General features: G+C 72.9%; 15 protein-coding genes. 6 read left to right on the forward strand and 9 right to left on the reverse strand.

Annotation, left to right across the window (positions count from 1 at the left end):
• Positions 1 to 33: 33 nt before the first annotated feature.
• From ABD213_RS03455 to ABD213_RS03465, 3 genes are read right to left on the reverse strand one after another with little or no spacing between them, the layout of a single operon-like run.
• Positions 34 to 201 (reverse strand): Trm112 family protein, encoded by a 168-nt coding sequence (locus ABD213_RS03455; protein WP_344324325.1) that lies wholly within the window; start codon positions 199 to 201, stop codon positions 34 to 36.
• Between the two features lie 9 nt (positions 202 to 210).
• Complete coding sequence (locus ABD213_RS03460) at positions 211 to 1,608, reverse strand: phosphomannomutase/phosphoglucomutase (RefSeq protein ID WP_344324328.1); 1,398 nt, start codon at positions 1,606 to 1,608, stop codon at positions 211 to 213.
• Entirely contained in the window at positions 1,608 to 1,952 is a 345-nt protein-coding gene (locus ABD213_RS03465; RefSeq protein WP_344324331.1) for a DUF3499 domain-containing protein, read from the reverse strand. The genes ABD213_RS03460 and ABD213_RS03465 overlap by 1 nt, the downstream gene beginning before the upstream one ends.
• 48 nt (positions 1,953 to 2,000) lie before the next feature.
• Here ABD213_RS03465 and ABD213_RS03470 point away from each other — a divergent pair, with 48 nt between their 5' ends.
• Positions 2,001 to 2,456: a metallopeptidase family protein gene (locus ABD213_RS03470; protein ID WP_344324334.1), complete on the forward strand. Its 456-nt coding sequence runs from the start codon at positions 2,001 to 2,003 to the stop codon at positions 2,454 to 2,456.
• Between the two features lie 24 nt (positions 2,457 to 2,480).
• On the opposite strand, the gene ABD213_RS03475 is transcribed toward ABD213_RS03470, so the two are convergent.
• The 3 genes from ABD213_RS03475 to ABD213_RS03485 are packed head-to-tail and all read right to left on the reverse strand — an operon-like array spanning position 2,481 to position 6,909.
• Entirely contained in the window at positions 2,481 to 3,809 is a 1,329-nt protein-coding gene (locus ABD213_RS03475) for a DUF5719 family protein (protein ID WP_344324337.1), read from the reverse strand.
• Positions 3,806 to 6,610: a glycosyltransferase family 2 protein gene (locus ABD213_RS03480; RefSeq protein ID WP_344324340.1), complete on the reverse strand. Its 2,805-nt coding sequence runs from the start codon at positions 6,608 to 6,610 to the stop codon at positions 3,806 to 3,808. Before ABD213_RS03480 ends, ABD213_RS03475 begins: the two co-directional genes overlap by 4 nt.
• A gap of 44 nt (positions 6,611 to 6,654) precedes the next feature.
• Positions 6,655 to 6,909, reverse strand: coding sequence for a WhiB family transcriptional regulator (locus ABD213_RS03485; RefSeq protein ID WP_344324343.1), 255 nt, complete (start codon positions 6,907 to 6,909; stop codon positions 6,655 to 6,657).
• A gap of 161 nt (positions 6,910 to 7,070) precedes the next feature.
• Here ABD213_RS03485 and ABD213_RS03490 point away from each other — a divergent pair, with 161 nt between their 5' ends.
• Positions 7,071 to 7,736: a TIGR03089 family protein gene (locus ABD213_RS03490; protein WP_344324346.1), complete on the forward strand. Its 666-nt coding sequence runs from the start codon at positions 7,071 to 7,073 to the stop codon at positions 7,734 to 7,736.
• A 66-nt stretch (positions 7,737 to 7,802) separates the two neighbouring features.
• Positions 7,803 to 8,114: a hypothetical protein gene (locus tag ABD213_RS03495; protein WP_344324349.1), complete on the forward strand. Its 312-nt coding sequence runs from the start codon at positions 7,803 to 7,805 to the stop codon at positions 8,112 to 8,114.
• Between the two features lie 38 nt (positions 8,115 to 8,152).
• On the opposite strand, the gene ABD213_RS03500 is transcribed toward ABD213_RS03495, so the two are convergent.
• Positions 8,153 to 9,613 (reverse strand): LCP family protein, encoded by a 1,461-nt coding sequence (locus ABD213_RS03500; RefSeq protein WP_344324352.1) that lies wholly within the window; start codon positions 9,611 to 9,613, stop codon positions 8,153 to 8,155.
• Between the two features lie 82 nt (positions 9,614 to 9,695).
• Complete coding sequence (locus ABD213_RS03505) at positions 9,696 to 11,174, reverse strand: LCP family protein (RefSeq protein ID WP_344324355.1); 1,479 nt, start codon at positions 11,172 to 11,174, stop codon at positions 9,696 to 9,698.
• A gap of 301 nt (positions 11,175 to 11,475) precedes the next feature.
• Here ABD213_RS03505 and ABD213_RS03510 point away from each other — a divergent pair, with 301 nt between their 5' ends.
• Positions 11,476 to 12,567 carry an LCP family protein gene (locus tag ABD213_RS03510; RefSeq protein ID WP_344324358.1) on the forward strand — a complete coding sequence of 364 codons (1,092 nt, stop codon included), beginning with the start codon at positions 11,476 to 11,478 and terminating at the stop codon, positions 12,565 to 12,567.
• 18 nt (positions 12,568 to 12,585) lie between these two features.
• Here ABD213_RS03510 and ABD213_RS03515 read toward each other — a convergent pair whose 3' ends face one another.
• Positions 12,586 to 13,749 (reverse strand): acyl-CoA dehydrogenase family protein, encoded by a 1,164-nt coding sequence (locus tag ABD213_RS03515; RefSeq protein WP_344324361.1) that lies wholly within the window; start codon positions 13,747 to 13,749, stop codon positions 12,586 to 12,588.
• Positions 13,750 to 13,847: 98 nt separating this feature from the next.
• Between ABD213_RS03515 and ABD213_RS03520 the strand changes: the two genes are divergently transcribed.
• Together ABD213_RS03520 and ABD213_RS03525 are read left to right on the forward strand one after the other, a co-directional pair.
• Positions 13,848 to 14,435, forward strand: a complete 588-nt coding sequence (locus tag ABD213_RS03520; protein ID WP_344324364.1) for a hypothetical protein — start codon at positions 13,848 to 13,850, stop codon at positions 14,433 to 14,435.
• 20 nt (positions 14,436 to 14,455) lie between these two features.
• Positions 14,456 to 15,073, forward strand: a complete 618-nt coding sequence (locus ABD213_RS03525) for an MSMEG_1061 family FMN-dependent PPOX-type flavoprotein (protein WP_344324367.1) — start codon at positions 14,456 to 14,458, stop codon at positions 15,071 to 15,073.
• Positions 15,074 to 15,089 lie beyond the last annotated feature (16 nt).

Below are 15,089 nucleotides of genomic sequence, written 5' to 3' on the forward strand. Positions count from 1 at the left end.
GGGCGCGCAGGCGGCGAACCGGGCAGTCCGCGATCAGAGTCGGCGCGCCTCCTCGACGAGCATCACCGGGATGTCGTCGCGCACGGGGTAGGCGAGAGAGCAGTCGTTGCAGACCAGCTCCGCGGCGTCGGTGTCGACGAACAACGTGGTCCGGCACCGGGGACAGACGAGGATCTCCAGGAGCGCCGGGTCGAGGTTCATGCGGTCAGTCTAGGGGGCCGTGTGGTCCGCGCGGACGAGCGCCAGCACCTCGTCGCGCACCCGGGTCATGGTGGACTCGTCGACACCCTCGACGTTCAGGCGCAGCAGCGGCTCGGTGTTCGACGCGCGGACGTTGAACCACCAGTCGTCCGCCTCGACGGTCAGGCCGTCGAGGCGGTCCAGGCGGTGGTCGGCGTACGTGCGGGCGATCGCCTCCAGCACCGCGTCCGCGTCGGCCACGCGGCTGTTGATCTCACCGGAGGCGGCGTACCGGCTGAACTCGGCCATCAGCGAGCTGAGCGGCGCGGTGCTCCCGGCCAGCGCTGCCATGACGTGCAGGGCGGCGAGCATCCCGGAGTCGGCGAGGTAGAACTCGCGGAAGTAGAAGTGTCCGGAGTGCTCGCCACCGAACACGGCCCCGGTGCGGGCCATCTCGGCCTTGATGAGCGAGTGGCCCACGGGCGTGCGCACCGCCGTCCCCCCGCGCTCGGCGATGATCTCGGGCACGGCGCGCGAGCAGATGACGTTGTGCAGCACCGTGGCGCCGGGCTCGGCCTCCAGGTGCCGGGCGGCGACCAGCGCGGTGATCGCCGAGGGCGTGACGACGTCGCCGCGCTCGTCGACGACGAAGCACCGGTCGGCGTCGCCGTCGAAGGCCAGGCCGACGTCGCACCCCCGCTCGCGCACCGTCCGCTGGAGGTCGACGAGGGTCGAGGAGTCGAGCGGGTTGGCCTCGTGGTTCGGGAAGGAGCCGTCGAGCTCGAGGTAGAGCGGGACGAGCTCGACGTCGAGCCGCTCGAAGACCCCCGGGACGGTGTGGCCAGCCATCCCGTTGCCGGCGTCGACGGCCACCCTGAGGCGTCGTCCGCTCACGGGCACGAGCGAGAGCAGCGTCTCGACGTAGGTGGGCAGGAAGTCGAGGTCCTCCGTGGTGGCCCGATCCTGCCCGGCACCGGACGAGGTGCCGGACCGGCCGCCGGGTGGGGCGTCCAGGAGGGGTCCGGCCGCCTCGGCGATCGAGGCCAGGCCGGATTGGAGCCCGATGGGCCGGGCCGCGGCGCGGCACATCTTCAGGCCGTTGTCGCCGGCGGGGTTGTGGCTGGCGGTGACCATGACCCCCGGGAGGTCGAGGACGCCCGAGGCGCAGTACAGCAGGTCGGTGGAGGCCAGACCGACGTCGACGACCCCGCCCCCGACCGAGCGGATGCCCTCGCCGATCGCCGCAGCGATCTGCGGGGAGGTCGCCCGCATGTCGCGACCCACGACCGCGCGTCCACGACCGCCGTCGATCCCGGTCTCGGCAGCGAAGGCCGCACCGAGAGCACGTGCGACGTCGACGTCGAGCTGGCCGGGCGAGGTGCCCCTCACGTCGTAGGCCTTGACGATGTCGCGCAGTCGTGGGTGCATCAGTGGTCCTTCGGGAGGTCGTCGCGGACGAGACGCAGCGACGGCGGACCCTGCGCCGGGTCCTCGCGCCGCGGGCGACCGGCCTCGCGGACCGCGTCGGCCAGCGCGAGGAGGTCGTCGTGGGTGGGCTCGACCGTCGCCGGGTCCGGTGCGAGGCGCAGGACGTCCCAGCCCCGCGGCGCGGACAACCGTTGCGAGTGCTCGGCGCAGAGGTCGTAGGTGTGGGGCTCGGCCGTCGTGGCGAGCGGGCCGAGCACCGCCGTCTGGTCGGCGTACACGTACGTCAGCGTCGCCACCGCAGCCTGGGAGCACGCCGATCGCGTGCATCGTCTGATCGCACCCACGCGGCGAGGGTAGCCGCAGCGTCCGACGGCCTTGGTTAGGCTCACCGTGTGACCAGCCGGATGCGCCACCTGCGCGGCACCGTGAGCGGCCCGCGGCCAGGACGCATGCGGGGGCGTCGCGGGCGCGGACGCCGCGGACCGTTGGCACTGCCCGGCCCCCTCACGTCCGGGTCGGTGCCCGTGCACCGGACCCCGAGCGAGCGCTTCGACCTGCTCGTCTCGGGGGTGCTGCGGGCGCTGGAGCGACACTTCGAGGCCGAGAGCGTCGCCGTCGACGTCGTCGTCGAGGACGTCCCCCTGCTCCCGTCGTCGTGGAGCGATCCCATCCCTCACGGCGCGGTCGTCCAGGACGGCACGGCCACCCGTCTCGTGCTCTACCGGGTGCCCCTGACGCGTCGCGCCGCCTCGGCCGAAGAGCTCGAGGACCTCGTGTGGAGCGCCGTCCTCACCCATCTGGCGCGGATCTGGGACCTCGACCCCGACGACCTCGACCCGCGCCGCTGAGTCGCGTCCTCGCGGCGATCGCGGCTACTGCCGGGGACGGCCCCAGCGGACGTCGGGACCGAGCGCCGTGACCGGTGCCGGGAGCACCGACACCGACGCGCGCCCGTCGCGGCTGAAGGTCGCCGTCGCAGCGAGGAGACCGTCGGGACTGCGCACGAGGACCTCGACGACCCCGTCGACGACCAGCTCCTCGAGCGCGACCTCCACGCTGGTGCCGCCGGCCACGTCGAGCTCCTGCGTCGCCAGCACCTCACCGTCGCCGCTGCGGCCCTGCAGGGTCACGGCGGCTCCGTCCACCGACGCGACGACGAGGTCGCTCAGCGGCGCACCAGCCACCGTGGAGGGGACGAGCGCATCGCCGGACCAGGCGTCCGCGGCACCGACGACGTCGACGTCGCCCGAACCCGCGGTGCGGACGGCCCCCGTGACGGGGACGTCGGAGTCGATCGCGAGGCTGACGGGCTCCTCCCCGAGTCCCTCGGGCAGGGCGACCGAGGTCACGGACCCGCTCGGCAGCTCGATCTCGTCGAGTCCCTCCGGCACGAACAGGCCGTCCGGCCCGAGGGCGTCGACCCGCGCCCGCCCCGACGTGTCGGTCGGGTTGACGAGGGTCAGGACACGATCCTCGCCCGCGGCCGGGAGGGGGCCGATGCCCAGTGAGCGCCCCGGGACCCGCGCTGCGGCCAGGAGCTCCCGTCCCCGCGGTGCCGTGTCCTCGACGACGGCGGCGACCGCCCCGCGCTCGCGGTCGACCCGCAGCGCGAGGGTCTCCTCGCCGGCGGCGAGCTCGGTCATGGGCAGGCGCCGCACCTCGCCCGGCTCGACGACCACGCCGGAGGTCCCGACGCCCTCGACCTCGCCATCGGGCCCCCACAGGGCGAGGTCGACGACGGCCGTCGCGGCCGAGAGGTTCGAGAGCACCAGGACGGAGTCGTGGCTGCTCGTGGAGGCGAGGTCCACGAACCAGGCCTCGTCGACGATCCCCGGGCACCGCTGCACGACGAGGGTCCCGCCGCGACGAGCGCCCGTGTGCCCGACGGCACCCGACCCCGCTCCCGACTGACGCACCAGCAGGTCGGCGCGTCCGGTGTCCGCGGACCGGGCGACCCGCGGGTCGAGGAGCTCCTCGACCGGCTCGGCGTCGTCACCGCGCACCACCTGGGCCTCGTCGCCCGGCTCGACCTGACCGAGCACGACCGACCGCCCCGGCCCCCCCGGACAGGCGTAGCTCGTCACCTCGACCGGTACGTCGACCGGTCCGCGGGGCTCGCGTTCGCCACCCGGCACCACGGCGACCAGGGTCGCGAGCAGGAGGGCGACCAGCACCGGGACGGCCGTCAGTGCGCGTCTCATGGCCGCTCCTGCGCGACGCGGTCGCCCTGGCGGCGGCGGACGGGGGCCGTCGCGACGACCGCACCCGCCCACAGCAGGGCGTGCGCGGTACCGACCACGGCACGCCAGGGGGCGCCGGCTCCGTCGACGGCAGGATCGTCCACCGCGACCGTCCACACCCGCGAGCCCGGCCGGTCGCTGCCGGACTGCTCCAGCAGCGGGGCGGCGTCGATGCGCTGCTCGACGTCGGGATCGACGTCGGGTGCGTACACCGACCGGATCCCGAGGTCCCCGAGTCGGCGGACGTCGGCGCTCGCACCGCTGGACACGATGGCCTGCGCCGCCTCGACGACCTCCTCGCGACGCCCCTGCGCCGGGAACAGCGCCTCGCTGCCGAGCGTGGGGCCGGCACCGCGCACGACCGTCACGTCGACGCCGTCGGCCAGCGTCCCGCGGACCACGAGGGTGTCGCCAGGGCTCTCGGTCAAGAAGGCGGGCACGACGGTCGGACGTTCCCGCGCGAGCGGGTCGTCGACCCCCCTGGCGAGCCACCACGTCGCGGTACCGAGCGGCACGAGCAGCGCGGCGGCCGCGAGGGCTGCGACCACGGGGCGTGCCCGGCCCGCTGCCTCGGGGGCGGCCATGAGGATCGCGGTGAGCAGGCCGAGGACCCACACACCCACCGGCACCCCGACCCAGGCCGAGATCGACTCCCCTCCACCGGGCACCGTGAAGGCGACGAACGAGCCCAGGACGGCGAACGCCAGGCCGAGGAGGGCCGCCGACCAGCACACCGTCACGACCGTCCGTGTCGGCCTCGGCACGAGGGCCAGGACCGCCAGCAGCACGATCACCGCACCGAGCCACAGGGGCGCCTGCCCCGGTCCGCCGGCACGGCCGAGCAGCAGGGAGATCGCCTCGTGGACCCCGGTCCCCTGGCCGGGGACCGGCAACCCCGCCTCCCACCAGAGCAGGCGCGGGCGCAGCGCCCGCTGCACGGCCCACGGACCGAGCAGGAGCACGGCCGCGACGAGTGCCACGGCGACCGGACGCAGGAGACGTCGCTCGAGCAGGACGAGCCCGACGAGCGCGACGGTGGACATCGCGAGCAGCACCGGGGCGAACGCTGCGCCCACGGCGATCCAGATCCCCAGCCGCAGACCCACCTGCCAGCTCGCCTGCTCGATGAGCTGCAGCGCGGTGTTGACGACGATCGGCAGGACGACCAGCGCCACGATCGTCCCGATCCGGCCCTGGGCGACTGGGCCGATCGCCGCCACCGACAGGGCGTACGTGCCGGCCCAGACGATGCGCAGTCCGCGGCGCGGGGTGAGCATGCGTCCCAGACGGTGTGCGGCCAGGCCGGCGAGCGGGACGCCCAGCAGCACGAGGACGGACACGACGACCCCCGGCGAGCCCCACACCGGCGTCGCCACGACGGCGAGCAGCAGCGCGAACGTCGGCCCGAAGGTCGTGCTGCCCAGGCCCACGTCGTGCGCGCCGGTCAGGACGAGGCCCCACCACTGGCCTGCGTCGGTGGGAGCCGGCGGCAGTGCGCCGCCGAGGAGCACCGCTCCCTGGGCGCCTGTCCAGAGGTCTCGGGCGGCCAGGACCGAACCCGCGGTAAGGGCCAGGACCGTGAGCAGCCACGGTCGTCGCTGCCACAGCGGCGGCAGCTCGACGAGCTCGTCGGTGTCGTCGGGGTCCCCGGAGCCGGACGTGGACCGGCGTCCGACGGACTCGACGGTCTCGGGCCGCACGAGCCCTGCCACCAGGTCGCGGAAGGCGTCCCACCCGTGTCGGTACGGCAACCAGAAGGGCGGGAACAGGTGGGCGATCTCGCGGTGGGGCACGCGCCGGACGGCCGCACGCTCGCGCCGCACCCGTCGCACCTCCCCGGGGCGCAGCAGGACAGAGCGCACGGCGAGCAGCTCGTCCCCTGCGGACTCGGCGTCGCGCGCGACGAGGAAGCCGAGGAAGCGCAGGAGGGAACCCACCAGCAACCGGGTCCAGGTCCAGGGCACACGTCGCCCGGGCACGTTGACGAGGAGCGTGCGCAGGGCGGCACGCCGTCGCTCCCAGGCCGGTGGGTCACCAGCGCGGTGAGGACGCACCCCCCGGCGCGACGCCTCGGCGTGGAAGGCGACGGCGGCCGGTGCGGTGCGGGTCCGGTACCCGGCGAGGGCCACCCGCCACCCGAGGTCGAGGTCGTCCCCGAACAGCGGCAGGCCCTCGTCCAGGCCACCGATCTCGTCCCAGACGTCGCGTCGCACGAGCATCCCGGCGGTGTTGACGGCCAGGACGTCCCGCGGGGCGTCGTGCTGACCGGCGTCGGGCTCACCGGGTTCGAGACCGGTCTCGCGGGCGCCGGTCGAGGTGATGCTCAACCCCACCTCGACGAGGCGTCGCAACGACGGCCACTCGCGGATCTTGGGACCCACCACCGCGACGTCCGGGGCCGAGGTGGCCTCGTCGAGGAGCGCCGCGAGTGACCCCGGCTCGAGGACGGCGTCGTCGTGGAGCAACCAGATCCAGTCGGTGGGTGGCAGGGCGTCCACACCGACCCGCGCGGCCGCCGAGAAGCCGGTCCCGGACGGCGCGTAGGTGATGCGCTCGGCGCCGAAGGCGGCGCGGACCATGGCGGCGCCCTCGTCGGTCGAGGCGACGTCGACGACTCGCCAGGCGGTGGGCCCGTAGGTGAGGGCGGCGAAGGAGTCGAGGACCTTCGGCAGCCAGCGGGCGCCGTCGTGGGTGACGAGCACCGCACCGACGCTGGGGGGTGAGGACCGCCAGGGGCGCACCTGTTCCTCGACGTCCTCCATGGGGGCCGAGCCTAGTGGACCGGTCCTCGTGCGCTCGCGACGCGTCAGGCGCGCTTCTTGAGCTTGCGCCTCTCGCGCTCGGACAGACCACCCCAGATGCCGAAGCGCTCGTCGTGCGCCAAGGCATAGTCGAGGCACTCCCCGCGGACGTCGCACGTGAGACAGACTCGCTTCGCCTCACGCGTGGATCCGCCCTTCTCCGGGAAGAAGGCCTCGGGGTCCGTCTGGGCGCAGAGGGCACGCTCCTGCCACATGAGCTCTTCGTCCTGCTCGAGTGGCCAACCCAGATCGAATGACATGTCGGTAATTACACGCCTGTGGCTGCCATACGTCAAGCCGAATTTCCACAATGCCCGGGTTCGTCGGCGTGTCGCCCGCTGTCCCAGCACCCGCCTCCGTCCGGCGTCGCCTCCACCGGCACCCGCCGGACGACGAGTGCGACGAGTGCGACGATGGCAGCGTGTCCACCCTCGCCGACCTCCTGTCCCGCATGGACGACCCGTCCCGTCCCCTCCTGACCTTCGACGACCGCCGCACGGGCGAGCGGGTCGAGCTCAGTGGCACGACGACGGCCAACTGGGTCGCCAAGACCGCCAACTTCCTGACCGACGACCTCGACGCCGGACCCGGCACCCGCGTGCGCATCGGTCTGCCGCCGCACTGGTTGCGCTACGTCTGGCTGCTGTCGTGCTGGACCGTCGGGGCGACGGTCGCGACCGACTCGGCCGACATCGGTCTGAGCGGACCCGACCTGCGCGCCGACGAGCCGGAGCGGGTCGCCGCCTCGCTCCGACCGCTGGGCGCACGCTTCGCCGAGCCGCCCGAGGGGTTCGTCGACGTCGGGGCCGAGGTCCCCGGCCACGGGGACGTGTTCGTCCCGCTCGACCCGCCGCAGGACTCGACGGCAGCCGTCGACCTGCCTGGCCTGACCGCCACGCACGCCGAGCTCCTCACCTCGGCCGTGCCCTGCTCGAACCGCGTCCTGACCCCGCCCCTGACGATCGTCGACGACGTCCGGCTGCTGGTCGACGTGCTCGTCGGCGGGGGGTCGATCGTGCTGGCGACCGGCGCCGACGACGCCACGATGACGACGATCGCCGTTCAGGAGCGCGCCGTACGGCGTTGACCGCCCTGCCCTACCGTCGCCCGGTGCGACACCGTCCGGTGTCGTGCCGCCGGCGAAGGGAGTGCCATGACCCACGTCGCGGACGCGACGGCGGCGGGACTGCAGCGGGTCGGCGCTCGACCGACCCTCGGCAGGTACCTGCTCGAGGTGTGGCGACGGCGCGCCTTCGTCATGACCCTCGCCCGCTTCCGCACCCAGGCCGAGAACGACCGCGACCGGCCCGGGATCGCGTGGGTCGTGCTGCGACCCCTGCTCGACGCCGGCATCTACGGACTGATCTTCGGCTGGGTCCTGCAGACCAGCCGCGACCTCGAGGACGTCGCCGCCGCGCCGGGGACGCCGGCCGAGACAAAGCGACGCCACGACCGGTCCCGATGACCGGTCCGCGCGGGCCGGGCCGCGCGGGCCGACGGGCCTCAGCAGGTCTCGGCGAGGTCGTCGGCGTTGTTGGCCGCCGCCTGACGCCGGTTCTCCTCCTGCGGGTCCTCGACCCCCGGGACCTCCACCTCGGGCTCCGGCGCAGGCGACTCCAGGGTCGGGCTCGGGGTCGGCTCGGGCGCCTCCTCCCCGATGGCGACGCGGATCATCCGGTGCACCTCGTCCCAGTCCGGGTTCGCGACGTTCACCTCCGGCGGAACCAGCGAGACGGTCGCGACGCTGTGCTCACGCGACTTGAGCGCGAGGTCACCGAACGCGCCCAGCTCGCTGGCCGGGATGTTGGTGCTCAGGACCCGGCCGCCGGAACGGGCGATGTCGGCGGCGTTGAGGATGACCTTCTGCGGGCTCAGCTGGTCGAGCATCGCCGCCATCAGGCACTTCTGCCGACCCATCCGGGTGAAGTCGTCGGACTGGATCCGGCTACGGGCGTACCAGAGGGCGTCCTCACCGTCGAGCAGCTGGCGGCCGGGCTCGAGGTACTCCTGGCGCCAGGCATCCTCGGTGCCGAACTTGGCCAGCCGCGTCGGGACGTCGATCTCGACGCCGCCGAGCGCGTCCACCAGGCCCTCGAAGCCCCCGAGGTCGATCATCACGTAGTAGTTGATCGAGAGGTCCGTCGCGCCCTCGACCGCATCGATCGTGGCCTCCAGGCCCGGGTCGTCGGCATCGGGGTAGAGGTCGGCGTAGGTCCTTCCCTCGGTGAAGACCGCGTTCAGCAAGCACTCCTCGCCGCAGGTGTAGCCGAACGGGTAGACCTGCCGCATCGGCGAGTCCTCACGGAACGGGACGTTCTGCAGGTTGCGGGGCAGGGAGACGAGCACGGGCTCGCCGTCCTCGGCGTCGACGCTGACCACGATCAAGGAGTCCGGACGCACTCCCTCCCGGTCGACGCCGGAGTCCGAGCCGATGAGCAGGATGTTGTAGCGACCCTGCAACGGGCTCGTGACCTCGGTCTCGGCGAAGACCTCGTTGACGACGCTGCGCTGCACGCCGGCGATCTGCGAGGCGTAGGCGGCCGTTCCGGCGACGCCGAGCAGCAGGGCCATGCTGGTGAGCACGACCACGCCACGGCGCCACACGGGCAAGGTGAAGAGACGGGCCAGTCGCAGGGCGTCGACGAGGTAGGCGAGCCACACGAGGGCGAAGACCACGAGACCGATCCGTGCACCCATGAGGACGGTCGAGTCCGTCGCGAGCCCGATGAGCCCAGCACGGTCGTCACGGAAGCGCCACGCGACCACCGCGAGCGCGGCGAGGGCCGCCGCCCACAGGAACAGACCCAGCCAGCCGATGCTGCGCCGTCCGACGGCCACCTGCGCGGACCCGGGCACGGCACCGGACATCAGGACCAGCGCCAACGCACGACGGAACCTCAGTCGTGGGGAGAGGCGGTCGGCCTCGGTGCCACGGCTGAGCAGCCTCGCACGGCGTCGGGTCATGGGCTTCCTCGAACGTGGACTCAACGACGGCTCATTATTGCCGACCATCACAACCCCGGGGCCCCACAGCCCGTCGCGTGGATCAGCAGGCGGCGGCGACATCGTCGGCCTGGTTGACCTTGCGCAGGTCCTTCGGCGCGGCGGCAGACTCCGGCGCGCTCACCGCCGGCAGGCTCGCCCGCTCGAGGCCGTGCTTCCTCGGGGCGCGACCCTCGGCGGTGTCGATGCCGTCGGCCACGATCCGGCGCACCTTGGGGTAGTCGGGGTTGCCGGTGTCGATGACCGGTGGCGTCAGGGAGACGCTGGAGATGTCCTGTGCGCGTGCCTTCAGGGCGAGGTCGGCCAGCACGTTGAGGTCCTTGGCCGGGATGTCGGTGGTCAGCAGCGCCTTGCCCGACTCCGCGATCTTCTGCACGTTCATCAGGACCGTCGTGGGCTCGAGCTGGGCGACCATCGCGCTCATGAGGCACTTCTGGCGTCCCATGCGGGAGAAGTCGTCGTTCTGGACACGGCTGCGCGCGAACCACAGCGCCTCGTCGCCGTCGAGACGCTGACGCCCGGGCTCGATGTACTCCTGCCGCCAGGAGTCCTCGGCGCCGAACTTGGCGAGCCGCTCCGGCACGTCGATCTCGACCCCGCCGACGGCGTCGACGAGCGAGGCGAAGCCCGCCATGTCGACGATGACGTGGTAGCTCAGCGTGAGGCCGGTGATCTCCTCGACCGCCTCCATCGTCGCGCGGATGCCCGGGTCGGGCTGGTCGCCGAAGAGCTCGCGGTGGTCGAGGGCCCACGTGTTCACCGCGTTGAGGTAGCAACCGTCGCAGTCGAAGCCGTCCGGGAACTCGCGGCGCATGACCGACCCCTCCGGGAAGGGGACGTCCTCGAGGTTGCGCGGCAGTCCGATCAGGACGGTCCGTCCGGTCTCGGCGTCGACGGACGCGACCTGCAGCGAGTCCGGACGCATGCCCTCGCGGTCGTCGCCGGCATCGGTGCCGAGCAGGAGGATGTTGTAGCGACCCTCGCTCGGGTCGGCCGAGGTCTGCGCGGCGAAGACGGTGCCGATCAGGCCGTTCTGCACCCCCACCAGGTGCGCGGCGAAGAAGAGTGCCCCGGCAGTGGAGAAGCACAGCGCCGCGTTGAGCCCGGTCATCCAGAGCCGGTGGCTCCTGCCCATCTGCAGCGGTCGACCCAACCGCCAGGCGTCCAGGAGCAGCAGCACCCATGCCAAGGCTCCCGCGATCAGCAGCACCCGGCCGATGGTGAGGATCCGGGGGTTCGTGGCGAAGATGAAGAGCGTGGAGCGGGAGGTCAGGGCGAGGACGACGAGGAGCAGGCCGAACGCCAGGCACCCGAGCCACACGCGCACCGCGATGCGGCCCACCCGTCGGTTGCCCATGACGAGCTGTGCCGACCCGGGCATCAGCAGGGTCATCAGCGTGAGCGTGAGGCCGCGGCGGAACTGCACCCGGTCCGAGGCCCGGCGCACGGGGCTGAGCGTGCGGACGCGGACGTCCGACCGTGCCGGGGCCGCCGACGGGGCCGACGGGTGCACGTCGCTCATGCTGTCCTCCCTGGTGCGGCGTCCGGGCCCCCTGGGGCATGGACACCGGCGCACTGTCTCGGTGGCGGTCGGCGGGTCCGTCCACTCCCCCGACGTGCTCGAGACCGACTCGCGACCCACTCGGCCGGAGCCTGCCGCAGGGGGCCGACGGTCGCTCGGGTGGGACGTGAGGTGGTGGGGAAGCGAAGCCCCACGATCGTCACACACAACCCTCGAGCGGAGGTCGAGCCCGCGTCGCGACACGCCGACGGACCGCTCGTTCGGTCCGGACGGGACACCCGCGTCGGCTACGGTTCGGGCCATGACCCAGGGTGGCGACGACCGCTACGGATGGCTGTACGGCGACGACGGGCAGGCTCGACGGCCTTCCGCGGCACGCCCCGACGCGCCCACGAACCTCCCACCGCCGAACCTTCCGCCCCCGGGCGGGCGACGACGCGTCGACGACGGTGACGGGGGCGCGCGCCGTGGCCGCCGACGCGGTCGTGGCCGCATCGTCGCCCTCCTCGTCGCCGCCTGGCTCGTCTTCATGGTCGCGACGCCCCTCTACGCCTACTCCACGATGGCGACGGTGCCGGCGACTCCCGACGGCGAGCGACCCGGTGACCAGCGCGGCACCACCTTCCTGCTCGTGGGTTCGGACAGCCGCTCTGACGACCGCAGCGGCGGGGACCGCGGCCGCACCGACACGATCATGCTGCTGCACTCCGGTGCCGGCCCGTCGATCATGCTCTCCCTGCCTCGCGACTCGATGGTCGACGTCCCCGGGTACGGCACCACCAAGATCAACGCCGCCTACGCCTACGGCGGAGCCGAGCTGCTCGTGCAGACCATCGAGCTGAACACCGGCATCCGCGTCGACGAGTACGTCGAGATCGGCTTCAACGGCCTCGTCGACGTCGTGGACGCCGTCGGAGGCATCGAGATCTGTCCGCCGGAGGCGATCCAGGACCCCGACGCGGAGCTGGACATCGCCGGCGGGTGCCAGGAGGCCGACGGCGAGACCGCGCTCGGCTACTCCCGCTCGCGCAAGACCTTCGGCGACGGCGACATCCAGCGGGTGCAGAACCAGCGCGAGGTCATGTCGGGCATCGCGAGCGAGGTCGCCTCGCCCTGGACCTTCATCAACCCGGTCCGCTACTGGGGCGTCAACAACGGTGCGGCCTCGTCGGTGGTCGTCGGCGAGGACACCAGCCCGTACGGGCTGGCGAAGTTCGCGCTCGCTCTGCGCGGGGCGATGGGAGGCGGCGGCCTGAGCTGCACCGTGCCCGTCGCGGACTTCTCCGTCCGGTGGGATCCCGAGCGCAGCCAGCGGGTCTTCGACCTCATCGCCGCCGACCGCACCGGCAGCATCGGCGACCTCTGCACCCCCGACGGCCTGCCTCGCGGCTGAGGACGGGGAGAGCGCGACTCACAGGGTCGACTGGATCCCCGCCAGGAGCTGGCGGGCCATCACGATGCGCTGGACCTGGTTGGTGCCCTCGTAGATCTGGGTGACCTTGGCATCGCGCATCATCCGCTCCACCGGGTAGTCGCGGGTGAACCCGTACCCTCCGAGCAGCTGGACGGCGTCGACGGTCACCTGCATCGCGGTGTCGGAGGCGAAGGCCTTGGCGGCGGCTCCGAAGAACGTCAGGTCGTCGTCACCGCGTTCGGAGCGCCCCGCGGCGGCGTAGGTGAGCTGGCGGGCGGCCTCGATCTTCATGCCCATGTCCGCGATCATGAACTGCAGGCCCTGGAAGTCCGCGACCGGCTTGCCGAACTGCTGGCGCTCCTGGACGTACGCCAGCGCGTAGTCGAGGGCGCCCTGCGCGACGCCGACCGCCTGGGCGGCGATCGTGACCCGCGTGTGGTCCAGGGTGCGCATCGCCAGGGAGAACCCCTCGCCCACGTCCCCGATGATGCGGTCCTCGGGGATCCACACGCCGTCGAGGTACACCTCGCGGGTCGGCGAGCCCTTGATGCCGAGCTTGCGCTCCGGCGCACCGAAGGAGACGCCCTCGTCGTCGGCCTCGACGACGAAGGCCGTGATGCCCTTGCTGCGGCGCTCGGGGTCGACCTGTGCGAGCACGGTGTAGAACCGCGACTCCCCCGCGTTGCTGATCCACCGCTTGACGCCGTCGAGACGCCAGCCGTCACCGTCGCGCACGGCCCTGGTGCGCTGGTTGGCGGCGTCGGAGCCGGCGTCGGGCTCGGAGAGGCAGTAGGAGAAGTCGCCGTCCCCGCTGGCGAGCGGCGAGAGGTAGTTCTTCTTCAGCTGGTCGCTGCCACCGAGCATGACCGGGAGCGACCCGAGCTTGTTGACGGCAGGGATCAGGGAGCTGGAGACGCAGACCCGGGCGATCTCCTCGATGACCAGGACCGTCGCGAGCGCGTCCGCTCCTGCCCCACCGAACTCCTCGGGCACGTGCGGGGCGTGGAAGTCGGCCGCGACGAGCGCCGCTCGGGCCTCGTGCGGGTACCGGGCCTGCTCGTCGACGTCGGCGGCGTGCGGCGCCACCTTGGCCTCGGCGACGGCGCGAACCGCCTCGCGGATCGCGCGGTGCTCCTCGGGCAGGGCGAACAGGTCGGACACGGTGGTCTCCAGACGAAGTAGTAGGAAGTCATAGTAATTCTACCCCGGAGGTCACGCGTTGCCGTGCCGACCTCCCCGCCATCGTCGAGACTCGAGGGGTGCTGCTCCACTTCGACGGACACATCGTGGGCCTCGGCACCGCGTCGGGGACGCGGGTCGTCGTCGGCATCTGGCCCGAGTCGCCCTTCGGACACTTCGCCGACGCCATGGTCGAGGACGCCACCGGCCACCGCACCCTCCTGGCCCCGGACGACGACGTCGCCGACTTCGTCGCCTCGACGTACACGTTCGACGAGATCCTCGTCGTGCCGGTGAGCACCAGCGGGTGGTCGATCAGTGCCGGACCCCTGCGCGCCGCGTGGGAACCCGGGGGCCGTGCCCCCGTGGGCCACCTCCTACGGCTCGTGCCGCGCCCGGTCGGGCGGTCACGATCGTGGGCACGGCTGTGCGACCCGGTCGCGCGGCGCGTCATGCCCGGGGTGAGCACGTACGGGTCGGCCGGCCACGGCCGGACCGAGTGGTACGCCGCGCGCGATGCCTGGGCCGTCCGGTCGGCGCGGGTCGGTTGGAAGGGTGACGACCTCGGTCCGCTCGCGGACGTCACGCCACCGGTTCGCTTCGGCTTCGGCTCCGCACCGCGGCGACCCACCCTCACGCGCTTGTCGTCGTTCGTCCACCTGCCCTGACCGCCACCTATGCTCGGCGGATGTCCGAGATCACCGACCTCCGACACCTCCGAGCGCTGCTCGGCCACCCGCAGGGCCCCGCGGCCACCAAGGACCGGGACAGGCTGTCCGACGCGCACGTCGCGTGGCTCGCGGCCTCGCCCCTCTGCCTCGTCGCCACCTCGGGCAGGGACGGCACGTGCGACGTGTCGCCGAAGGGCGACCCGGCAGGCTCGCTCGTGCACGTCGTCGACGACCGGACGATCGCGCTGGCCGAACGTCCCGGCAACCGTCGCGCCGACGGCTTCGTCAACCTGCTGGACAACCCCCACGTCGGACTGCTGTTCCTCGTGCCCGGACGCGGTGACACGCTGCGCGTCAACGGCACGGCCCGTCTGCTCGACGACGCCCCCTACGCGGACCGGCTCGTGGTCCGCGGGCACCGTCCGGTGGTGATCTGCGAGGTCCGGGTCGAGCAGACGTTCTTCCACTGCTCCAAGGCGTTCCTGCGCTCGACGCTGTGGGACCCGCGGACGTGGGACCCCGACGCCGTGCCGTCTCGGGCGCACATCGCCCATGCCCTCGAGCGCGCTCACCAACCGCTGGCCGAGGTCGAGGAGTACTACGCGGGCAGGGACGAGGGCGCCGACCTGTACTGAGGTGCGGGGCTCACCG

Origin of the sequence: Aeromicrobium halocynthiae (assembly GCF_039531385.1) — a bacterium.
Lineage (GTDB): Bacteria > Actinomycetota > Actinomycetes > Propionibacteriales > Nocardioidaceae > Aeromicrobium > Aeromicrobium halocynthiae.